At 35.5% G+C, this 23,316-nt stretch carries 20 protein-coding genes, 2 tRNA genes and 1 pseudogene; 15 read left to right on the top strand and 8 right to left on the bottom strand.

What is annotated here, in order from left to right:
* Window positions 1-53: 53 nt before the first annotated feature.
* A complete protein-coding gene (serS, locus tag NOX80_RS04360) occupies window positions 54-1,325 on the bottom strand; it encodes a serine--tRNA ligase (protein WP_256552101.1) in 1,272 nt (423 codons plus the stop codon).
* A gap of 173 nt (window positions 1,326-1,498) precedes the next feature.
* Between serS and NOX80_RS04355 the strand changes: the two genes are divergently transcribed.
* From NOX80_RS04355 to NOX80_RS18610, 5 genes are all read left to right on the top strand, one after another.
* Window positions 1,499-3,412, top strand: a complete 1,914-nt coding sequence (locus tag NOX80_RS04355; protein ID WP_256552100.1) for a M1 family aminopeptidase — start codon at window positions 1,499-1,501, stop codon at window positions 3,410-3,412.
* 76 nt (window positions 3,413-3,488) lie between these two features.
* Window positions 3,489-4,814, top strand: a complete 1,326-nt coding sequence (rseP, locus tag NOX80_RS04350; protein WP_256552099.1) for an RIP metalloprotease RseP — start codon at window positions 3,489-3,491, stop codon at window positions 4,812-4,814.
* A gap of 72 nt (window positions 4,815-4,886) precedes the next feature.
* Window positions 4,887-4,960 (top strand) — tRNA-Asn (locus NOX80_RS04345).
* 71 nt (window positions 4,961-5,031) lie between these two features.
* Window positions 5,032-5,105, top strand: a tRNA-Asn gene (locus tag NOX80_RS04340).
* A 50-nt stretch (window positions 5,106-5,155) separates the two neighbouring features.
* Window positions 5,156-5,458, top strand: coding sequence for a GIY-YIG nuclease family protein (locus NOX80_RS18610; protein ID WP_371926079.1), 303 nt, complete (start codon window positions 5,156-5,158; stop codon window positions 5,456-5,458).
* A 175-nt stretch (window positions 5,459-5,633) separates the two neighbouring features.
* Here NOX80_RS18610 and NOX80_RS04335 read toward each other — a convergent pair whose 3' ends face one another.
* The 6 genes and pseudogenes from NOX80_RS04335 to NOX80_RS04310 all read right to left on the bottom strand — a co-directional run bounded on the left by NOX80_RS04335 (window position 5,634) and on the right by NOX80_RS04310 (window position 13,294).
* Entirely contained in the window at window positions 5,634-5,930 is a 297-nt protein-coding gene (locus NOX80_RS04335) for a hypothetical protein (protein WP_256552098.1), read from the bottom strand.
* Between the two features lie 431 nt (window positions 5,931-6,361).
* Complete coding sequence (locus NOX80_RS04330; protein WP_256552097.1) at window positions 6,362-9,223, bottom strand: type I restriction endonuclease subunit R; 2,862 nt, start codon at window positions 9,221-9,223, stop codon at window positions 6,362-6,364.
* A gap of 4 nt (window positions 9,224-9,227) precedes the next feature.
* Window positions 9,228-10,295 (bottom strand): hypothetical protein, encoded by a 1,068-nt coding sequence (locus tag NOX80_RS04325; RefSeq protein ID WP_256552096.1) that lies wholly within the window; start codon window positions 10,293-10,295, stop codon window positions 9,228-9,230.
* 2 nt (window positions 10,296-10,297) lie between these two features.
* Window positions 10,298-11,521, bottom strand: coding sequence for a restriction endonuclease subunit S (locus NOX80_RS04320; protein WP_256552095.1), 1,224 nt, complete (start codon window positions 11,519-11,521; stop codon window positions 10,298-10,300).
* Window positions 11,522-11,525: 4 nt separating this feature from the next.
* Window positions 11,526-13,095, bottom strand: a pseudogene (locus tag NOX80_RS04315) (type I restriction-modification system subunit M).
* 4 nt (window positions 13,096-13,099) lie between these two features.
* Window positions 13,100-13,294, bottom strand: a complete 195-nt coding sequence (locus tag NOX80_RS04310; RefSeq protein WP_256552094.1) for a helix-turn-helix domain-containing protein — start codon at window positions 13,292-13,294, stop codon at window positions 13,100-13,102.
* 373 nt (window positions 13,295-13,667) lie between these two features.
* On the opposite strand from NOX80_RS04310, the gene NOX80_RS04305 reads away from it, so the two are divergent.
* From NOX80_RS04305 to NOX80_RS04275, 7 genes are all read left to right on the top strand, one after another.
* A complete protein-coding gene (locus NOX80_RS04305) occupies window positions 13,668-13,862 on the top strand; it encodes a hypothetical protein (RefSeq protein WP_256552093.1) in 195 nt (64 codons plus the stop codon).
* Between the two features lie 30 nt (window positions 13,863-13,892).
* A complete protein-coding gene (gene trxA, locus NOX80_RS04300) occupies window positions 13,893-14,192 on the top strand; it encodes a thioredoxin (protein ID WP_256552092.1) in 300 nt (99 codons plus the stop codon).
* A 19-nt stretch (window positions 14,193-14,211) separates the two neighbouring features.
* Window positions 14,212-14,415, top strand: coding sequence for a YgaP family membrane protein (locus tag NOX80_RS04295; RefSeq protein ID WP_256552091.1), 204 nt, complete (start codon window positions 14,212-14,214; stop codon window positions 14,413-14,415).
* An 84-nt stretch (window positions 14,416-14,499) separates the two neighbouring features.
* The gene (locus NOX80_RS04290) at window positions 14,500-15,807 is read left to right on the top strand and encodes an NAD-dependent succinate-semialdehyde dehydrogenase (RefSeq protein ID WP_256552090.1); all 1,308 of its coding nucleotides are present in this window, start codon (window positions 14,500-14,502) and stop codon (window positions 15,805-15,807) included.
* Window position 15,808: 1 nt separating this feature from the next.
* On the top strand, window positions 15,809-16,327 hold the full coding sequence (locus NOX80_RS04285) for a nuclear transport factor 2 family protein (RefSeq protein ID WP_256552088.1): 519 nt from the start codon (window positions 15,809-15,811) through the stop codon (window positions 16,325-16,327).
* Window positions 16,328-16,464: 137 nt separating this feature from the next.
* Entirely contained in the window at window positions 16,465-16,899 is a 435-nt protein-coding gene (locus NOX80_RS04280; protein WP_256552087.1) for a hypothetical protein, read from the top strand.
* Window positions 16,900-16,916: 17 nt separating this feature from the next.
* Complete coding sequence (locus NOX80_RS04275) at window positions 16,917-17,480, top strand: group 1 truncated hemoglobin (protein ID WP_256552086.1); 564 nt, start codon at window positions 16,917-16,919, stop codon at window positions 17,478-17,480.
* A gap of 62 nt (window positions 17,481-17,542) precedes the next feature.
* Here the strand turns inward: NOX80_RS04275 and NOX80_RS04270 are convergent, their stop codons facing one another.
* Window positions 17,543-18,490, bottom strand: a complete 948-nt coding sequence (locus NOX80_RS04270; protein WP_256552085.1) for an L-threonine 3-dehydrogenase — start codon at window positions 18,488-18,490, stop codon at window positions 17,543-17,545.
* Window positions 18,491-18,665: 175 nt separating this feature from the next.
* Here NOX80_RS04270 and NOX80_RS04265 point away from each other — a divergent pair, with 175 nt between their 5' ends.
* From NOX80_RS04265 to NOX80_RS04255, 3 genes are all read left to right on the top strand, one after another.
* Complete coding sequence (locus NOX80_RS04265; RefSeq protein WP_256552084.1) at window positions 18,666-19,253, top strand: hypothetical protein; 588 nt, start codon at window positions 18,666-18,668, stop codon at window positions 19,251-19,253.
* Between the two features lie 72 nt (window positions 19,254-19,325).
* The gene (mfd, locus tag NOX80_RS04260; RefSeq protein WP_371926087.1) at window positions 19,326-22,640 is read left to right on the top strand and encodes a transcription-repair coupling factor; all 3,315 of its coding nucleotides are present in this window, start codon (window positions 19,326-19,328) and stop codon (window positions 22,638-22,640) included.
* Between the two features lie 12 nt (window positions 22,641-22,652).
* A complete protein-coding gene (locus NOX80_RS04255; protein ID WP_256552082.1) occupies window positions 22,653-23,300 on the top strand; it encodes a DsbA family oxidoreductase in 648 nt (215 codons plus the stop codon).
* Window positions 23,301-23,316 lie beyond the last annotated feature (16 nt).

Here is a 23,316-nt window from a genome sequence, read left to right as displayed (position 1 = left end):
CTAATGTAGCTTTTTTTCAGCTAATTAGTACATTATTGTAGTATAAGATTTTATTAATTAATGATATCAAATCCGGTATACGGACGCAACACTTCCGGAATCACAATTCCTTCCGGTGTCTGGTAATTCTCCAGAATTCCGGCCAGAACTCTCGGCAAAGCCAATGAACTTCCGTTTAATGTATGTGCCAGGTGGTTTTTTCCGTCTTTATCTCTAAAACGCAATTTTAGTCGGTTTGCCTGATATGTTTCAAAGTTAGACACAGAACTGATTTCCAACCAACGATCCTGAGCTGTTGAAAACACTTCAAAATCATAAGTCAACGCTGAGGTGAATCCCATATCTCCGCCACACAGACGAAGGATTCGGTACGGTAATTTTAATTCTTGTAAAAGTGTTTTCACATGTTCAACCATTCCTTCCAACGCTTCGTATGATTTTTCCGGATGTTCAATTCTAACGATTTCCACTTTATCAAACTGGTGCAAACGATTCAATCCGCGTACGTGTGCTCCGTAAGATCCTGCTTCACGACGGAAACAAGGTGTATATCCGGTACACATTACAGGCAATTCGCTTTCCTGTAAAATCACATCGCGGTATAAGTTGGTTACCGGCACTTCCGCAGTTGGAATTAAATATAAGTCATCGATACCTACATGATACATTTGACCTTCTTTATCCGGCAATTGTCCGGTTCCATATCCTGACGCTTCATTGATCAAGTGTGGTACCTGAAATTCTTTATATCCGGCATCGGTATTTTTATCCAAAAAGTAAGAAATCAAAGCTCGTTGCAAACGCGCTCCTTTTCCTTTATAAACCGGAAATCCGGCTCCTGTGATTTTAGTTCCTAATTCGAAATCGATGATATCGTATTTTTTAGCCAGTTCCCAATGCGGCAAAGCACCTTCGAACAAGACCGGAATTTCTCCTTCTTCGAAAACCGTTTCGTTATCATCCGCCGATTTTCCAACCGGAACTACATCCGCCGGCATATTCGGTAATTTATAAAGCTCAGAAGTTAATTGATCCGTAACGGTATTTAATACCTCAGAAAGTTCTTTACTTTTTTCTTTAAATGATGTCGTTTTTTCTTTTAGGATTTCCGCTTTGGCTTTTTCACCACTTTTCATCAACTCACCGATGTCTTTCGATAGCTTGTTCGATTCTGCCAAAATATTATCCAATTCCACTTGCGTTGCGCGGCGCTTTTCATCTAAAGCCACCACTTCTTCAACCATTGCTTTAGCGTCTAAATTTCGTTTTGCCAAAGCCTGGATTACTTTTTCCTGGTTTTCTCTAATAAATGCTATCTGTAACATAGTATAATGATTTTATGGTCAGCAAATTTAAGGAATTGTTTTATATAATAAGACCTGCAATTTTACAAAGCCCGCCCACAATCCGGGGACTTTCAACCAAAACCACATTATTCCAATATTTTAAGCCCATATTTTGTATTATTCCTTAAATTTGGCAAACTTTACTAAAATTTATGAAAAACTATTTCTTAATTTTTGCATTACTGGCAACCACTTTTTCTTTCGCCCAAACAGAAGAAGATGAGTTTTCCAGAATGGTTGAAGCCGAAATGAAGGCTGCTTCCGGTGTAATGCAATTTGTAGCCAATGCCAATACGCAGAATTACGACATTACCTACCACAAGCTCGAATTCACCGTTAATCCGGCCAATTATTTTATTTCGGGAGTCGTAAGAACCGATTTTACTGCCAAACAAAACATGAATACGGTTACTTTTGACCTTACCGATGCTTTAACTGTGAGCAGCGTTAAACAAGGCAACACCAGTTTGGTCTTTACTCAAAATGCTAATGACGAGTTAGTAATTACACTACCTTCGACACTTACCACCGGTTCATCCAGTTCCGTTACCATTACCTATTCCGGAGCTCCTGCCAGCGGAAATGCAGCTTTCACAACCAGCACGCATGGTGTAACGCCAGTTTTATGGACACTTTCCGAACCTTACGGCGCAAAAGACTGGTGGCCATGTAAACAGGATCTGAACGACAAAGTAAACAGTATTGATGTTTATATCACGGCTCCGTCACAATATGTTAGTGTTGCCAACGGACTAGAAGTTTCCAGCACTGTAAACGGCAACGGAACCAAAACAACTCATTTTCACCACAGTTACCCGATTCCGGCTTATCTGATTGCTATCGCAGTTACAAACTACCAGATTTACAATCAAGTTGGCGGCATCGCTCCCAACACGTTTCCGATAGTCAACTATCTTTATCCGGAAAATGCTTTAGCTTCACAGAATAGCCTGGCGCCAACTCCTACGATTATTAACTTTTACGAAACATTAATAGGTCCTTACCCGTTTAGAAACGAAAAATACGGCCATGCCCAATGCGGATTTGGCGGCGGAATGGAACATACAACCGTATCTTTTATGGGTGGATTCGGCAGAAGTTTAATCGCTCACGAAATGGCACACCAATGGTTCGGCGATAAAGTAACCTGCGGAACATGGAAAGACATATGGCTTAATGAAGGAATCACCGAATTTATGTCGGGTATGGTTGTAAAACAACTGGACGGCAACACTGCTTTTATCAACTGGAAAGAAGGTAAAACCAATAATATCACAGCATTACCGGACGGAAATCTATACTTAACTGATAATCAACTTACTAACGTGAGTCGTATTTTCAGCAACCGAATAACGTACAACAAAGGCTCAATGGTGACCAATATGCTACGTTTCAAATTAGGCGACACCAACTTTTTTCAAGCGCTTCGCAATTACCTGAACGATCCCGCACTTGCCTATGGTTATGCGGTAACACCTCAGTTAAAAACGCATCTTGAAACAGTTTCGGGAATGAATCTTACTGAGTTTTTTAATGATTGGATATACAATCAAGGCTATCCGTCTTACGATATCGTTGTACAAAACTGGGGCGCCGGACAAGCTAAAATCAAAGTCTCGCAAACCCAGTCACATTCTTCTGTAAGTTATTTTGAAATGCCGCTTCCTATCCGCTTAAAAAACGGCAATCAAACTCATGATGTTATAGTAGACAATACAACAAACGGGCAGGAATTTATTGTTTCCGTTCCGTTTACGGTTACCGATTTTGAATTTGATCCTGAGAAAGACATTATTTCGAAAAACAACACCACTACACTTGGAACGTCTTCATTCGAAATAGCCGAGACCATCGCATTGTATCCCAACCCCGCTGAAGATCGTATCACCATCCAACTTCCAACCAATATTGAACTGGAAAAAGTAGAGATTTACAACACTTTAGGTCAGCTTGTCAGCACACAAACCCATTCCGATTTTTCGGTAAGCAATCTGGCAAACGGTATTCACATTGTAAAAATCAGCACTGCGAATGGTGTCTTTCATAAAAATTTTATAAAAAAATAGGCAATACATAATTCCATGATAAAAAGTAAGGTGAAAACCTTACTTTTGTCGTTTATAACAAAAAAGTATTTTAAAAATGATACAATTAGGTCAAATCCTTTTCATACTATCTGTACTGGTTATCCTTCATGAATTCGGGCATTATATCGCCGCTAAGCTATTTAAAGTGCGTGTAGAAAAATTCTACCTTTTTATGGATGCCGGGTTTTCATTAATAAAAAAGAAAATCGGAGAAACAGAATGGGGAATCGGATGGTTACCGATTGGCGGTTATGTAAAATTGTCCGGTATGGTTGATGAAAGTATGGACATGGACCAGATGAAACAGGAACCGCAACCGTGGGAATTCCGTTCCAAACCGGCATGGCAGCGTTTAATTATCATGTTAGGCGGTATCATCGTAAACATTCTTTTGGCGTGGTTTATCTACACAATGGTTTACGTAACCTACGGACAAAAATATATTGCTACGGAAGCTATTCAGAAAAACGGTCTTGCCTTTGGTCAAACCGGATTAAACGTCGGCTTTAAAAACGGTGATAAAATTTTAGCGGTAGACGGTAAATACCAGGATCGTTTTAACCGTATGACATTGGATATCCTTTTAGGCGATAAAATTGACATTGAGCGTAATGGTGAAAAGAAAACGATCATTCTTACCGATCCGCAAAAAGCAGAGATTATCGGCAAAGAAGGACGTGATTTTATTCAACCCCGACTTTCGAGTATTGTTGTTGACTCAGTTGCACCAAAATCAGAAGCCTCTAAAGCGGGATTCCTAAAAGGCGATCACCTTATTGCTATTGACAATAAAGAATTTAAATTCTTTGATGAATTACGCGATAATCTTACTACTCATAAGAACGATTCGGTAAACATCACCGTGATTCGTAACAACGAAAAGATCAATTTAAAAACTTTGGTAGACAAAGACGGTAAAATCGGCTTTATCCCTGCTTTTAAAGACAAACTGGACTTTCAGGTTGTTAACAAACTAAACTTATTCCAGGCCATCCCGGAAGCGGTTAAAGAATCGTATGAATTATTAATTTACAACGTAAAACAATTTAAGTTGATTTTACGTCCGAAAACAGAAGCTTACAAACATGTAAAAAGCCCGGTTGGAATCGCCAGAGCTTTACCCGATGAGTGGAACTGGGAATTTATCTGGAACTTTACCGCTCTTTTTTCAATCGGTTTAGCCTTTATGAATTTACTTCCGATCCCTGGATTAGACGGCGGTCACGCTCTTTTTACCATTGCAGAAATGATAACCGGACGAAAATTAAGCGAAAAAGCGATGGGTCACGTACAGACTTTCGGAATGATTATCTTACTGACATTAATGGCCTTAACCTTTGGAAAGGACATTTACCAGCTTATTGCCGATAAATTTTTCTAATTTTTTTAAGCATTTTATTTGCGAGATTAAAATTTCGACTTATATTTGCACCGCAATAAAGGTAACACACCTTCCTCCTTAGCTCAGTTGGTTAGAGCATCTGACTGTTAATCAGAGGGTCCTTGGTTCGAGCCCAAGAGGGGGAGCAAAATAAAAGCCAGTTAATGCTGGCTTTTTATATCTAACAATAAGTTCTTTTTGACAAAAAATTACAGTTTCCTCCTTAGCTCAGTTGGTTAGAGCATCTGACTGTTAATCAGAGGGTCCTTGGTTCGAGCCCAAGAGGGGGAGCAAAAAAAAATCCTAATCAGAAATGGTTAGGATTTTTTTATTTTTACAAAATGGATAATTCCGTTTACATTCTCTACTCAAAAAAGTTAGACCGATATTATATTGGTTTTACAGAAAATCTTACTCAAAGATTAGAATTCCATTTAAACGATACTCAATCAAGAAAATTCACCTATAAAGCTGATGATTGGAAGTTGATTTTTACAATTGAGTGTGAATCAAAAAATCAAGGTTTATCCGTTGAAAAACATATTAAATCAATGAAGAGTAAAACATACATCCAGAATTTACTTCAATATCCGAAAATGAAGTTTAAATTACTCGAAAAACATAAAGGAACATCTGACTGTTAATCTGAGTCCCGATAGCTATCGGGATTGGTTCGAGCCCAAGAGGGGACCAACTCTATTAGCGAATGATTCAGCTGTAAAAAACAATCGTATTTCGGTTTTACCTCCATAGTTGTTGACTATTTCTTCATACACTGCATTCATTAGCCTAAAACAAGATTTCTTATTCCTATCAGTTTTATAAGCTACTGTAAAAAAGAAATCCCACTCCATTTGCCATAATCTGTATTGTAAACTTATCAACTAAGCAGTCTATTAGGTTTCTCATAGATTGATTTTCTAACCACAAAAGTTTATTCTCATCAAACATTATTTCTGAGTCAAAATATTTTACACATTCAATCGGAATAAGCCTCTTGTTTCCATTCATTTTGATTTCTTCCTGTAACTCATTATTCTTATTGTAGAATATATAGATAGTACTTCTACTTTTTTTAGTTCTCTTAGCAAATTCATTAACTTTTTCAAATTTCATTTCCTTTTTATCGTTAATCTTTATGTTATAAATACAACAATCCCATACAAGGGATTTAACCAAGTGTATTTCTAAATAAATAGTGTCATTTTTGAAAAAGTGAAGTGTTTTTGGGATATTTTCTTAAAAAAATATTTTCAAGGTAATGGTTCAAAATGACACAGTAATAATTTTGCTTGCAGATAACGTCAAAAAATCTGAAGAGTAATCAGAGTACAACGTAAGAGTTTTATTAAAATTTTACACCAAGAGCTGGGTAATGCTTAAGTAAATTTCAAAAAAATCGATAAATAAAGACTTAACAAAAGAGGAGGAGGGAAATTCTAGTTAGCTTTAACGTGTGAAGCAAGTGCAAAAAAGGTACTTTTTAAGTACCTTTCACTTCATTTTTTAATTAATAATTACACATAAAGTTAATGCTTTTTAGGGGCTTATGGTCTTGAAATCCCATTAATGAAAGTTTCAACAAAATTTAATATTTTTTCTGTAACTCGTTCTGATTTTGTTTTTCTGTCTTTTAAACTAGGCCTTTCATTCATTATTTCAATGACATCATCACGTAATGGCATTTTTTCTGTAAACAAATAATCTCCAATTACTTTTTCTAATTTTTCAGGATTTAAACCTTCATTTTCACTTAGTTCTTTTATTGCATTCAATTTTTCAACGCTGATAAAATTTGCAAATTCATCTGGAATGTCATCAGATTCTTCAATGGTTGGTAAATGCTGATTGATGAATTTTTCTATCAATTCACGTTTACTTCTTAGTTGAGTTTCACCAGCAATTAAGTCAAAAATTGCTTTTTCTTGTTTTTCTTTTTCTTCTGGTGTTGCGTCTTTAAGTTTAGCTAATAATTTTAAAATGTAAGTTACATTGATTTCATCTCTATGAATCAATTCGAGCTCAAAATCAATGTCTTGTAATATAGAAACCTTTTCTTTAGCATCATGACTCCTAACTTTATCGTATAAATCTAAATATTTACTTTTATAATCTTCAAAAGTTTGCTCGTCTATGCTTAAATCATCGAACGTGAATTGTGTAAATGTGATTAAAATATTTTTAATCCTCATTAATTCCCTAAAAGCTTTTGCAAAAGCTAATTCTTCATCTTCATCTTTTAAATTATTTACACTATTTACAGTTGGAGTTATTTGTAATAATGTGATGAAAGCATCGTTCATTCTCTTTACATAATCCTCATACGGCTCCATGATGATTTCATCTTTAGCCTCAATGTTTGAAAATAAAGTTATGGCTTCATCAGTAGCATTTTTAAGATTTCTAAACACAACAATATTCCCTTGAGACTTCAATTCATTTAAAATCCTATTGGTTCTTGAATAAGCCTGAATTAAACCGTGATATTGCAGGTTTTTATCAACATATATTGTATTAAGTGTTTTGCTATCAAATCCTGTTAAGAACATATTCACAACCAATAGAATATCTACTTGCTTATGCTTAACCCTTTTCGCAATATCATTATAATAGTTGTAAAAAGATTGAGAATCCTTAGTAGAAAAATTAGTGCTAAACATTTTGTTGTAATCACTAATGAAACTATCTAAGCTTTCTCTTGTATGTTGTTGTTTTATAGAACTATAATCAGCTTTTGGTTCTGCTGCTATTAAAAACTCATCATCTTCCCAAGTAACACCCATTGCTTCTTTGTCATCTTCATTAGCTTGGTATGAAAAAATTGTAGCAATTTTTAAATTATGTTCACCCGCATTCTTTTTATTCTGGAATATTTGATAATAGTTTATGAGTGTTTCTACATTACTTACACAAAAAATTGCTGTAAATTCTCGGCTGTGTGTTTTACGGTTATGATTAGTTATGACATAATCAGCTATATTGTTTAAACGTTGTGGAGCTTCCATAACTTCCTTTTCGTCTATAGCCTCGACTTCAATATCTTGAATATTATCTTTTTTTCTAAATGTACTGATGTATTCAACTGAAAATTTTAAAACGTTTTCATCACGTATTGCATCAGTAATCACATATTTATGTAAATCTTTACCAAAAAGCATTTTTGTAGTTCGCTTACCGTATTCATTTGAGCCAGCATTCTTTTCAAATATTGGTGTTCCAGTAAACCCAAACATTTGGCTATTTTGAAAAAAACCTTTAATTGATTCATGAGTTCTCCCAAATTGAGAACGGTGGCATTCATCAAAAATAAAAACAATGCGTTTGTCCTGTAATTGCTCTAATTTCTTGATATGATTAGCCTTAGTAACTGCTGTATTTAGTTTTTGAATTGTAGTTACTATTAATTTAGCATCACCTGATAATTGATTTACTAAGGTTTTAGTATCGTTTGTTCCATCAATACTACCTTTGCTAAAACTATTGAATTCTTTCGTTGTTTGATAATCCAAATCTTTTCTATCAACAACAAAAACCACTTTATGTACCTGAGGCATTTGTGTTAATATTTGACTTGTCTTAAAGGAAGTTAATGTTTTTCCAGAACCTGTAGTGTGCCAAACATATCCGTTTTCAGTGGTGTTTTTAACACGTTCAATAATAGCTTCAACAGCATAAAACTGATAAGGTCTTAAAACCATTAAATAACTACCAGATTCATTCAAAACTACATATTTACAAACCATTTTTGATATGTGACATGGCTCAAGAAAAATAGCTGAAAAATCTGCTAATTGTGTTATTAGTTTATTTTTATTATCAGTCCAGTAAAATGTTTGTTTGAATGAACGAGCTTTAATAGGGCTATTAGCGTAATACTTTGTATTAACCCCATTGCTAATAACAAAAATCTGAATAAATTGAAATAATCCAGCTCCTTCACCAAAACTGTGTCTTTCATATCTATTTATTTGATTAAAAGCTTCTTTAAGTTCTAAACCTCTTCGTTTTAATTCTATTTGTATTAATGGTAACCCATTGATAAGAATAGTTACATCGTAACGGTTTTTATATTTTCCATCAATCGAAACTTGTTGTGTGACTTGAAATTCATTTTGACACCAACGAACTTGATTAATCAGTTCAATAGTTTTTGATTCGCCTTTATCATTTACGTAGGGTACACGGTCACGTAAAATTTTAGCACGTTCAAAAATATTCCCTTTATTAATATAGTTGAGTATTTGCTTAAAGTCTTGCTCAGACAACTCTACTTTATTGTGTATTTCAAGTTGTCGTTTTAGATTAGACAACAAATCAAATTCATTTGCTATCTCAACTTTTTTATAGCCTAGTGCTACTAGTTGAGTTACCAATTTGTTTTCTAAAATTTGTTCAGGTTGTCTTGTCATTTTCTTAGCTATCTTTTAAAATACTTGCCATTAATTTTATTCTACCAATAGCAAATTCTGTTCTCTCTTTACGTTCTTTTAGATTTGGTCTTTCAATCAACACCTGAATTGCTTCATCTGGTAATGGGTCTTTTTCGGTAAATAAAAACTCTTCAATAGCCTGTCTAGTTTCTTCAAAAACAAAATTGTAAGCACTAGTTAATTCTTCTAGTTTTTCAAGTCTGTGTGGTGTCCAAAACTCTTGTTCTTGGAATGTGTTTATTAAGTTTTCAATTTCTCTTTCTACTGTTTCTAAAGGAATCGTATCTAATTTTTTATCCAATTCTTCTAATTCTTCAAGTTTCTCTGAAGACAATGAATCTTGATATTCCGAATAAAAAATCTCTTCATACTTTTCGTAGTTATTATTATAAAGTAATCGACTAAAGTCTATTTTGGTTAAAAGGTTATCATTTTGTTCGTCTAACCATTGATTATAATCACCTTCTTCTTTGTAGACCAACATTTTTGCTTGTTCAAGTTTCAATTGGTACTGAATAGCTAATTCATGTATCATAAAAGAACAAATACCATCAGTAATTGACAAAATAGAATTTGCCAAATGTAATTCACTTTCAGATTTTTTTGGATAAACCCTCCCATGTGAAATATCACCTCTATCATGGCGTATAGCGGCAATTTTATCAACTGCTTTTTTGGTGTTTTTTTGCATTTCCACTTTTGCAGCATCTAATAGTTTATTTACTCTACTTTTATTTTGGATAATATTATAAAGCGACTCATGCAAATCTTTTTCAATTGAAGTTTTGTAAACCTCATCAAAAGCAGTTTTAACTAATGTTGACATGTTGCCCTCACATGCTTTCATTAGTTGTTTGTCTGCATTGTACTTATCACTTATGAGTTCAAGGGCTTTCTTACTAAGTCCTTCGATTAGAGACTTACATGATTCTATAGATATATCTGGATTTTCGGGTAAATTATCTTCGATTTCATCTATAATAAGATAATACCCAGTTAGACCATCTACCTCGTCTTTAAACTCTTCTATTTTGGCTCTAGTTAAATTCACAACTAAACAAACATTTTTTGAAGTAATGATTTTCTGAACAACTGATAATCTTGAATTCTCTTTTCTTCAACTTTAATTTTATCGATAATATTTTTAATAAAATTTGAAATTTTTATTTGTTCATTAATGTCTGGGAATTTAATTTTCACACCAGCCATTATATTATTCATTAACTTTGGATTACCTACGTACGATACATATCTCTGAGTTACTCTGTTTAATAATTCTGCTGTACAATGATTTGCTTGATTATTATTTGACAATAACACTCCGCAAACATTTGTACAATAAAATTTTCCTTCACGAAAATTCACATCACCAGCATTAGCCCCATCTGTAGTCCAAGTTATTGCATCTTCGTATAAAAAATCATTATAATAGCCTGTCAAGCCATCATTTTTTGTTTGAGATGAAAAAACAGGATATGAATATTCTAAACTTTTTTCAGTTTTCATTTCTGAAACTGCTAAAACATTACCTCGAGTCACATCAAAAACATCATCAACTCTTTTTTCTTCCCATTCCGGGAAATTCTCACCATTATCTTGTTTAAATCGTATTTCTTGATTTAGCAACTTTTGAACAACTATTTTCTTATAATCTTCCAACGCTTCTTTTTTATTCATTAATAACTTTAAGCGTTTATCAATAACTTTTAAAAAATCAGTTATTTTTTGTTGTTCATCAGTTTCTGGTATATACAATGGAATTTCACTTAATCTGTCTTTTGACAAACCAAGAACTTTAGTTCCTTGTGCAATTCGCATGATTTCTAACCTAGCCTTGTATGTAGTTAGTAGAAATGCAAAAAAACCATTAGCCAGAGTGTTGTCCGTTTTTCTTGCTAAAAAAGTATGCAAACCAGCCAAAACACGTTCATTGTTAATATTAACAACTTCAATTGACTTCCCAATGTCTGCATAGTCTTCAGAAGCATCAGCAATAACCATATCACCATTTTGGACATAGTTTTCTTCATCTATATTGCTAATATCTTCATCTGTATTAATAAACGGTACTTTTTCTTTTGTGATATCAAATAATAAATTGAAAGCTGTGTGAATATCTCCATAATGGATATTTTTAACAGCCCCATCTTCATAATTAAGCTTTTCTCTAGATAAAGAATTAGTATTTTTAAAAGAAAAATGATTACCAAAAGTTGTTACTTTCCAATTTCCTTCAAACTCTGGAAAACGTAAACTAGGTTGTAATAAATCTTCCATATTACTAAAATGGTGTTTCTATATTAAGTTCAGAACAATAAGCTTTAATTTCATCATCCACTTGTGCTAAGTCCTCATCAATATTTTTTAAACGATTTATTACATCCTCTAAATTAATTATTACCTCTTCTTCAAACCTATCCACATATCGAGGTATATTTAGATTGTAGTCGTTTTCAGCTATTTCTTGTAAACTGACAACATTAACTGTATTTTTCAATTGTTTCTCTATTCCTATATGTATTTACAATAAGTCCTACATCTTCAGGACGTAGTTCATTTTGATTTTTTACCTTTTCAAAATGGTCTTCACCACTTGCATCAATAAAAACTACATTATCATCTGTTTGTCGGCATTTTTTTAAAACTAAAATACAGGTGGGAATTGATGTACCATAAAAAATATTCGCAGGTAATCCAATTACAGCATCTAAAGCGTTTAATTCCTCAATAAAATATTTTCTTATTACGCCTTCAGATGCGCCTCTATATAGGACTCCATGTGGAAGAACACATGCCATAGTACCATTATCAGCTAATTGATAATACATGTGTTTTATGAAGGCATAATCTGCTTTTGTATTAGGTGCTAGTTTGCCATATTGGCTAAAACGTTCATCTGTACTATTAAGAGCATTGTTACTCCCTTTCCAATGTGCAGAAAATGGAGGATTTGCCACTACTGCCTCAAATCTTTTGTCTAAATGTTGTGGTTCCTCTAAAGTATTTTCTTGCCGAATGTCAAATTGTCTATAATGAACATCGTGCAAAATCATGTTCATACGAGCTAAGTTGTATGTTGTACGGTTCAATTCTTGACCATAAAATTCACTTACGTCAGCTTCTTTAGCTACCCGCAAAAGCAAGGAACCCGACCCACACGTTGGGTCATAAACCGATTTTATTTTTGTTTTTCCAGTAGTAACAATTTTAGCTAGTATTGTAGAAACCTGTTGAGGAGTATAGAACTCTCCAGCAGTTTTTCCTGCTCCTGCTGCGAATTTACCTATTAAATACTCATAGGCATCACCTAATACATCGGAATCGATTTCATTTAATTTGAAATCGATTTCAGCTAGCTCATTAATTATTTTTACAATTATCTCATTTCTAGCCCCTACGGTTCTTCCTAATTTAGTTGATGTTAAATCTAAATCTTCAAATAAAGCAGCAAAATCCTCTTCCGATTCTTTACCCATTGTGCTTTGCTCAATATGATTTAGAATCTCTTGTAAATCATCTAAGATGTAAGTGCTTTCACCTTCAACCTCAGAATTACCTTTTTCGGCAACTGCTGCAAATAGTTCTTCAGGCTTTAGATAATAACCTAACTTAATAATTGATTCCTCGCGAATTACCTCAAGTGTTTCTTGGTCAGTAACTTTTGTGAAATCCGTAATTTCTTCACCTTCTAAAAGTTGATTAGCATACAACTCTTGTTTCTCAGATAAATATTTAAAAAAGATAAAACCTAGAATATAATCCCTATAATCATCTGGATTCATTTTACCTCTTAACAAGTTGGCAATTGCCCAAAGCTTGCTCTGCAATAGTAGTTTCTGTTCTTCAGACATTTGTTTAGTTTGTTTCGTCTTTAATTAACTCTTTAACGTCCACTGAAAGAATTTTTGAAATTTCAAAAAGCACTTCTAGTCTCGGTTGTTGCCTATTTTGCACATAACCATTAACCATATTGTAACTTTTCCCGAGCTTTTCAGCTAACCATTTTTGAGTAATTCCTTTTTCTTTTAAGACCTCTTTTATTCTGTTCATATTATCAGAATTTGAAGCTGCAAAATAGCAAATTACTAACAACTAATCGTTTTTTGATATAAAAAATGTAAAAAAAACAACATAAGTACTGATTGACAAAGAATTGAATTACCATTTTAACAGATAAAAAATGGTTTTAGTTTCATAATCTTTCTACTACATCTACATAAAAATGATAAAGTTTCTCCAAATCTTCTTTAAATTGGTTCGAAAACTCTATATTTGCGGGAGCAAAACAAAAAAGCCATTCGATTGAATGGCTTTTTTGTTTTTTACCTATTTCCCCTTTATCACCCCATCATTTAAGTAACAAAAGTTACACTCCTATTTCAATATTTTTCGTAAATTTATAGGACTCAGAATTTCCTTTACAATGAAAAACCTATTTTCCAACTGGCATTTTATGCGTTATTTCCGTCTTGCCATAGCCCTTTTTATGTTCTATACAGCTTATGAAAACCGGCAATGGATATTCGGTGCATTCGGATTATTTTTCCTGCTTCAGGCTATTTTCAACTTCGGATGCAACAGTTCAAACTGTAATATCGCCGATAAGACCAGAAGATAATCAAAACTCCTAAATTCAGTTGAAACTATTATGAGTACTTTTTCAGAAATCATTAATCGTAAAGAACCGGTTCTGGTCGACTTTTTTGCTACCTGGTGTCAGCCTTGTACTGCAATGGCTCCCGTTTTAAAGGATACAAAAGAGACTCTAAACGATTCTGTACACATTATTAAAATTGACGTAGACAAAAATCAATCTCTTGCCGCAACCTACCAAATCCGAAGCGTACCTACCCTGCTATTGTTTAAAGACGGTAAACCAATCTGGAGGCATTCCGGATTGATCTCCAAACAGGAGCTTATTACTATCATCAGTGCACATAAAAACTAATCTTTTTATCATTTGTACCATGAGAAAAAATATGGGTAGTATCGACAAAATTGTCCGAATCACCATTGCTATTATTTTGTCACTTCTAGTCTCAACAGAAATCATTACCGGAACACTCGGCTATGTTCTACTGACTATCGGTGCCGTATTACTCCTTACCGGAATTATTAATTTTTGCCCGGTATACTCCTTTTTTAAGTACAACACCCGGAAATTCAAATAACCTTCAACGTTGTGCAATAAAAATGTAACCCGTTTTAACCGTTGTTTTTTTCGAAAATAAGTATCTTTACTAGCATAGAAAAAGATGACGATGGCCATAAACGATACTAACGAAAAAATTAACCGTGCTGCCGAAGCCTTTCAGAAATGGAGAAAAACAGCACTCCCGGATCGAATCACTCACATTCAGAATGTAAAAGCGAAACTTCTGGAAAACAAAAAGCAATACGCCGAATTGATTAGCAAAGAAATGGGAAAACCCATCTCCCAAGCTATTGCTGAGGTAGAAAAATGCGGACTTTTATGTGACTATTATATCCAAAACGCGCCCGCTTTTTTACAAGGTCGAAAAATAACAACGGAAGCCACTGAAAGCTTTGTTACCTACGAACCGCTTGGTGTATTATTAGGCGTTATGCCCTGGAATTTTCCGTTTTGGCAGGTTTTCCGTTTTGCTATTCCATCTATTCTGGCAGGAAATACAATCGTCCTGAAACACGCCAGCAATGTTCCGGAAACAGCACAAATTATCCAGACACTATACGAAGACGCCGGCTTACCGAAAGGTATCTACCAAAACCTTCCTATTTCCAGTAAAGAAGTAGCCGATGTAATTGGTAATCCTCACATCAAAGCTGTCTCGTTAACCGGAAGTGAAAATGCCGGTATAGCCGTAGCCACAGAAGCTGCAAAGCATTTAAAAAAATCCGTATTGGAACTGGGCGGTAGCAATGCCTTTATCGTTTGCGAAGATGCCGATCTTGAAAAAGCGGTTAGCACAGCTGTTAACGCCCGAATGCAAAATGCCGGTCAGAGTTGTATTGCCGGAAAACGGTTTTTGATACAAGAAACTATATACGACACATTCCTTGAAAAGTATAAAATCGCTTTAAGCCAGTTAAAAATGGGTGACCCAATGGATCCGGATACACAAATCGGTCCGATGGCTCGCGTAGATTTAGCGCAAGAAGTTGAAGCGCAGGTTCAAAAATCAGTCGCTATGGGCGCAACAATCGCTTTTGGCGGAAACCGTAACGAAGCTTATTTTGACCCGACTATAGTAACAAATATTACCGAAAACATGCCGGTTTTTAACGAAGAAGTTTTTGGTCCGGTAGCCGCTTTGCTTCCTTTTAAAACGCTTAACGAAGCTATTACTATCAGCAATACATCCCGTTTCGGATTAGGCGTTTCAATATTCACCAAAGACATAAACACTATTAAATCCCGTATTTCAGAATTTGAAGAAGGAGCTGTTTTTATCAACGAAATGGTAAAATCGGATCCGAGATTACCTTTCGGCGGAATTAAAAAATCAGGATACGGTCGTGAATTATCAGAAGAAGGCATACACGAATTTGTAAACATAAAAACGGTACTAATACAACACTAACATGCAAAAGACACTACTACTTGCAGCAACTGTCTGCCTTTTTACTTCCTGTATAAAACCCGGTAAAGAAGCTATCGAAGAAGAAAAACAGGAAATCAATATAACACTCGACGAATGGCATCAGGCTGCCGCAGAAGCTAATTACAATGATTATTTCGATGATCTGACTGATGATGCCATCTATATCGGTACCGATGCAACTGAAAACTGGGATAAAAAAGAGTTTGAAGCGTTTGCCAAACCTTACTTTGACAAAGGGCAGGCCTGGAATTTTAAATCATTACAACGCAACATTTACTTTAATGAAGATCTCACCATTGCCTGGTTTGACGAGCTTTTAGATACTCAAATGAAGATTTGTCGCGGTTCTGGCGTTATGATAAAGAAAGACGGAGAATGGAAAATCAAACACTACGTCCTTTCCATGACGGTTCCAAATGAAAAAATCGATGATGTTATAAAAGCGAAGAATGACATCGAAACCAAATTAGCCGGTGAACTTAAAAAACAGACACCATAAGTCTTATTAATTCTCCGCTAACCTATTATAAAAACCGAACATATTAACATGTTCGGTTTTTTTATTTCCTCAATTAAAACCAACCTTCTGTTTTTTCCGTACATAATCCTATCAAACATTTAAAACCAAACTATATTATGAAAATCAGCAAAACAACGAAATGGATAGCCGGTTCCGTTTTAGGAGTAATAGCATTGCTCTTTCTTACGCTTATTGTACATATTCTTTTGGTCACACCTAAAAACTATGACAATAACAATTTACAGCTAAGTCGTATTGATTTTAAGGAACCTATTGATTCTGCCAAAGCTAAAACCATTAATTCACAGCTTCGTAGCGTCGACGGCATAAAAAACACACATATTAACATAAAAGACGGCATTCTGGTTTATTCATACGATGTAAACAAAGTCAACGCGGATCAGGCCTTTGAAGCACTAATTCAAAAAGGGAACTATAAAGCAACGCGTTTTGTGGTTACCGATGAAATGAAAGCAACCGGATGCCCGATTATGGATCGCAATTCTTTTTCCTACCGTTTTTCCAACGGGGTACAAAAAATTTTTAATTAACTATAAAAACAAACATTATGAAGATCTATTTAAAAATTACTTTCGTAGGCCTTATTATGGCCGGAGTTGCAACTTTTTATTCCTGTAACGACAATGATGACAATCCGCCGGTTGTAACACCACCGACATTGTATCAAAAACTTGGCGGAACTACTATGGTTTCCGATCCGAATAATCCTTCTCAAATGATCGAAAAAGGCCGACTTGGACTACGTTCGGTTGTAGACAGTACAATATTTGTTATCGCTGCCGATCCGGATTTACAACCTTATTTTTCAACCTTACTTACAGAAGTAGGCTCCGGAAACACAACCAATCTTGCCATACTTAGCAAAAACCTGACCGATTTCTTTTGTGTGGGAACCGGTGCCAAAAACTTTACCTATTCCGGTTTAAACATGATGGATGCCCATAATCCGGCTACCAATCCGAGAATGGCAATGAAAGCTAATAATGCAGCTATGGATAAATTTATTACCGATGTGGTAATTGGCGCTCAGAAAAACAACGTTCCTAACGATCTTATCGGTGAAGTGGGTGTTATCCTGGAATCCCTGCGACCGCAAGTAGTACAGCAGTAAAAAACACTACAAAACGAATACAAAAAAGGGGCTGTCTCAAAAGTGAGTCAACCCCTTTTACATTATAGTTTTTTAGAAAGATTTTCAAGCATTACCGCTGTCATTTTTTCTAAATCAAAATCATGTTGCCAACCCCAATCTTGTCTGGCACTAGTATCATCGATACTTGCCGGCCAGCTGTCGGCAATTGCCTGACGAAAATCCGGTTCATATCCGATTGTAAATTCCGGAATATGTTTTTGTATTGCTGCTGCAATTTCCTTCGGCGTAAAGCTCATTGCAGAAAGATTATAAGACGAACGAATCTTTACTTCTTCCGCCGGAGCCTGCATAATACTTACAGTTGCTTTGATCGCATCATCCATATACATCATCGGCAGTGCTGTTTCTTCCGAAAGGAAACAAGTATATTTTTTATCCTCTAAAGCTTTATAGTAAATATCCACTGCATAATCGGTAGTTCCGCCACCAGGAGGTGTTGTCCACGAAATCAGACCCGGATAACGAATACTTCTTACGTCAACTCCATATTTCTGACTGTAGTATTCACACCATCTTTCTCCTGTTTGTTTTGAAATTCCATAAACGGTAGACGGTTCCATTACAGTATATTGCGGTGTATCAATTCTTGGTGTAGTTGGTCCGAAAACTGCAATACTCGAAGGCCAGAATATTTTTTTAATTTTCCCGGCTTTTGCCAGATTTAATATATGAAAAAGGGAATTCATATTCAGATCCCATGCAAAAGCAGGATTCTTTTCTGCTGTAGCCGAAAGCAATGCTGCCATCAAATACACTTCATCTACCTGATATTTTTCAACAACTTCTTCAATCTGATTAAAATCCATTGCATTGACTACTTCAAAAGGACCTGTTGATACAAATTCCTGGTTTCCTTTTCTGATATCTGAGGCAATCACATTGTCATTTCCATAGATCTGGCGCAATTTGACCGTCAGTTCAGATCCGATCTGACCACAGGCGCCTATAATTAAAATTGTTGTATTCATATTTTTATTAGTAGCTAAATTTTGGCAAAGATAGCGATTCGAAGCTATTTCCTGTCTAATTTGAAACAGGATTATTACACAACAGCATTAATTTTAGTTAACTAATTCCCATAAAAAAAGAAGTTTTCAATAACATTTGTAAATTTGTTGTTTAATACTAACTTCCATATAAAAAATGAAATATTTAGTACCGGTTTTAGCGGTTTTTTCCCTTTTTCTTTTCTCTTGTAACAATAAAGAAGAGCGTGAAACAGAATACAAAAAATCATTACAGCAACGGGACTCCATTTTTGCCGTAATAAATGCTAACTGGAAGTTTGATATTCCGGGCGTAAACCCCAAAGTACAGAGCCGCATCCAGAATTGGGAAGAGTGGCGTCAATTCAAACAGGAATTAGGTCAGAAACCCAAAAGTACGCTGAATGCTTTTAAGTTAAAAACCATAAATCTCGTTAAAAAATCGGATTCACTAACCAATAACATTCCGATTATTTTTAACACACCTGCTGTTAAAAGCCGACTTTCAACATTGAACACCAAGATTAAATCACTGGAAACGTTTATCTCTCTGGATTATATTCCGACTCAAAAAGTGATTGCCCTGATCCATGATGTTTCGGAAGAAGTAATCTCCGTTCAGGATCAGATGGCTGAAATTATTTATAAAATGGAGATTCCGAAGGAGATTGGCGAAACCGAAATGTTACAGGCATTGGACACTGTTCGCCGTGCCCGTGCTAATTTCTCGGAACCGAAACAATAGTTTCTATCCTTAATCAAAAGTAGTAATCCATTGAAAACCGATATTATATCCTTATACGAAAAATCGCCTAAAGTGAACCTTTTGGCGGAACACCTACAGAAGAAAGAGGAAAAGATCCACCTGAAAGGATTGGTTGGTTCGTCACTTTCATTTGTAATTCAGTCACTTTTTCATAAAAGTGATCTTCCTTTTTTACTGCTTTTTCAGGATAAAGAAGAAGCGGCTTATTATCTGAATGATCTTGAAAACCTAATTAATGATCAAGATGTTTTGTTTTATCCCGGTTCGTACCGACGTCCGTACCAGATTGAAGAAACAGATAATGCGAATGTTTTACTTCGGGCTGAAGTTTTAAACCGAATCAACTCCCGCAAAAAACCATCGATTATTGTTTCCTATCCGGATGCTATTTTCGAAAAAGTAGTTACTCGTAAGGAACTGGATAAAAACACATTAAAAGTCGCTACCGGAGACAATATTTCCATCGACTTTATCAACGAAGTTCTTTTTGAATACAATTTTAAACGGGTTGATTTCGTATCGGAACCCGGAGAATTTTCCGTACGTGGCGGAATCATTGATGTTTTTTCCTTTTCTAATGACAATCCTTACCGAATTGAATTTTTCGGTAATGAAGTAGATAGTATCCGTACTTTCGATGTAGAAACACAGCTATCGATCGAAAAACAGAAAAAAATCACGATCATCCCGAATGTCGAAAATAAATTCCTAAAAGAAAACCGTGAAAGTTTTCTGGACTATATTAGTCCTCAAACGGTTATTTTTGTCCAAAACACGGATTTATTACTAAGCCGACTGGATAAATTATTTGAAAAAGCAAATGAAGCCTTTCAAAAATTATCCTCTGAAATTCAGCATGTCTCTCCGGAGAATATGTTTCTGAATCAAACGTCTTTTGTAAAAAGATCACTGGACTTTACACTTGTGGAACTGGCCTCAAAAGCGATTTACAGAACACAAAAAACGGTTGAATTTCATACACAACCACAACCGTCATTTAACAAACAGTTCGATTTATTACTCAACAATCTGAATGACAATCATTTTAACGGTTACAAAAATTATCTTTTCTGTTCGAATGAAGGACAGGCAAAACGTTTTCACGATATTTTCGAATCACTAGACGAAACCAATCATGAAGACATCCGAAAACAATATAAAACTATTGTTGCACCATTATATCAGGGATTTATCGATGAAGAAAACCGAATAGCCTGTTATACCGATCACCAGATTTTTGAACGTTACCATAAGTTTAACCTCAAAAACGGTTATTCAAAAAAACAAACCATTACCTTAAAAGAACTAACCACATTATCGGTAGGCGATTATGTAACTCATATTGATCACGGAATCGGTAAGTTTGGTGGTTTACAGAAAATTCAGGTTGAAGGCAAAACACAAGAAGCTATTAAATTGGTTTATGCCGATAATGACATTGTATATGTAAGCATTCACTCCTTACATAAAATATCCAAATACAACGGAAAAGACGGTGCGCCGCCAAAAATATACAAACTGGGATCGAGCGCCTGGAAAACATTAAAACAAAAAACGAAGGCTCGTGTTAAACATATTGCGTTTAACCTGATTCAATTATATGCTAAACGCCGATTGGATAAGGGATATGCTTTTTCACCGGACAGTTATTTACAAGCCGAACTGGAAAGCTCTTTTATCTATGAAGACACGCCGGATCAGTTAAAAGCAACTCAGGATGTTAAAGCGGATATGGAAAACGACCGTCCAATGGACCGTTTGGTTTGTGGTGATGTTGGTTTTGGAAAAACGGAGGTCGCAATACGCGCTGCTTTTAAGGCCGTAGACAACGGAAAACAAGTCGCCATTCTGGTTCCGACTACCATTTTAGCATTTCAGCACTACAAAACATTCCGTGATCGATTAAAAGATATGCCGGTTAACGTAAATTATATTAACCGTTTCCGGACAGCCAAACAAAAAACCGAAATCCTGAAAGAACTGGAAAGCGGTAAGTTGGACATCATTATCGGAACCCATCAGTTAGTGAATAAAAATGTCGTTTTTAAAGATTTAGGTTTATTGGTTATCGATGAAGAACAGAAATTCGGAGTAGCCGTAAAGGATAAATTAAAAACCATCGCCCAAAATGTTGATACGTTAACGTTGACAGCAACTCCTATCCCGAGAACCTTACAATTCTCGTTGATGGCAGCACGTGATTTATCGGTTATTACGACACCACCGCCTAATCGTTACCCAATCGAAACGAATGTTGTCGGTTTTAACGAAGAAGTAATCCGGGATGCTGTTTCATATGAAATTGAACGCGGCGGACAGGTTTATTTTATTAATAACCGCATCGAAAACATTAAAGAAGTTGCCGGAATGATTCAGCGACTGGTTCCGGGAGCCAAAGTAGGCGTAGGACACGGTCAGATGGACGGCAAAAAACTCGAGGAACTGATGCTTGCTTTTATGGATGGTGAATTCGATGTATTAGTTGCCACTACCATTATCGAAAGCGGATTAGACGTTCCGAATGCGAATACGATTTTTATCAATAACGCTAATAATTTCGGACTTTCCGACTTGCATCAGATGCGCGGACGTGTAGGCCGAAGCAATAAAAAAGCATTTTGTTACTTTATTTGTCCGCCGTATTCTGCTATGACAGAAGAAGCCCGCAAACGAATTCAGGCTCTGGAACAATTCAGCGAATTGGGAAGTGGTTTTAATATTGCCATGAAAGATCTTGAGATTCGCGGTGCCGGTGATATATTAGGTGGTGAACAAAGCGGTTTTATCAATGAAATCGGTTTTGACACCTATCAGAAGATCATGAATGAAGCGATCGAGGAGTTAAAAGAAAACGAGTTCAAGGATCTTTATCCGGAAGAAAACGATATTGAAACCAAAGAATATGTAAAAGACATTCAGATCGATACAGATTTTGAAATTTTATTCCCGGACGAATATATCAATAACATTTCAGAACGTCTGAATCTGTATAATGAATTGAGCATTATTAAAACGGAAGACGATCTACAGAAATATGAACAGAAACTAATCGACCGTTTCGGACCATTACCGAAACAGGCTGTTTCTTTATTAAACAGTATTCGTATCAAGTGGATTGCTACCAAAATGGGTATCGAAAAACTGGTTTTAAAGCAAGGAAAAATGGTAGGTTATTTTGTTGCCGACCAACAATCCGATTTTTACCAGTCCAATCGTTTTCACACTGTATTGCGTTTTGTACAACAACAGGGCAATCTGTGTAAAATGAAAGAAAAAGAAACCAAAAACGGACTGCGTTTACTATTGACCTTCGAGAATGTAAAATCGATCAAACGCGCTTTGGAATTGATGGAAATGATGAATTAAAATTAAAGAGATATGAAAATAGAAATATGGAGTGACATTCGTTGTCCGTTCTGCTATATTGGAAAAACAAAATTTGAAAAGGCTTTAGCCCAATTTGAACATAAAGATGCTGTAGAAATCACCTGGCGTGCATTTCAACTGGATCCTGAAGCTGTAACCGATACTTCCATTTCTGCTGCTCAGAGTATGGCGAGTCGTAAAGGGATCAGTCTGGAAGAATCGGAAGAGATGCATGCAAACGCAACAGAAATCGCAAGTGAAGTCGGTTTGGATTTCCACTTTGAAAAAGCAGTACCGGCCAACAGTATGAAAGCGCATCAGTTATCGGCTTTTGCTAAAACCAAAGGCGTACAAAATGATATTGAAGATGCTTTATTCCGCGCTTATTTTACCGAAGGAAAAAATATTGACGATATTCCAACGCTGATTGCAATCGGAACGAACTTCGGATTAACAGCATCCGACATTCAAAATGTATACGACAACAACTTATTTGCTGATGAGGTAAAAGCCGATCAGATGCAAGCGTATCAATTCGGCATAAATTCCGTTCCTTTCTTCGTTTTAAACAACAAATATGCAGTTAAGGGCGCTCAACCTGTTGATCACTTTTTAGCGACGTTAAACGGCGTTTATCAAGAAATGCATCAATCAACGTAATTCTTCAACTTTTATC

The organism is Flavobacterium cerinum (assembly GCF_024496085.1).
In the GTDB taxonomy this organism is placed as follows: domain Bacteria; phylum Bacteroidota; class Bacteroidia; order Flavobacteriales; family Flavobacteriaceae; genus Flavobacterium; species Flavobacterium cerinum_A.
The sequence above is the reverse complement of the archived record's forward strand: the minus strand, read 5'-3'. Positions and strand labels throughout refer to the sequence as shown.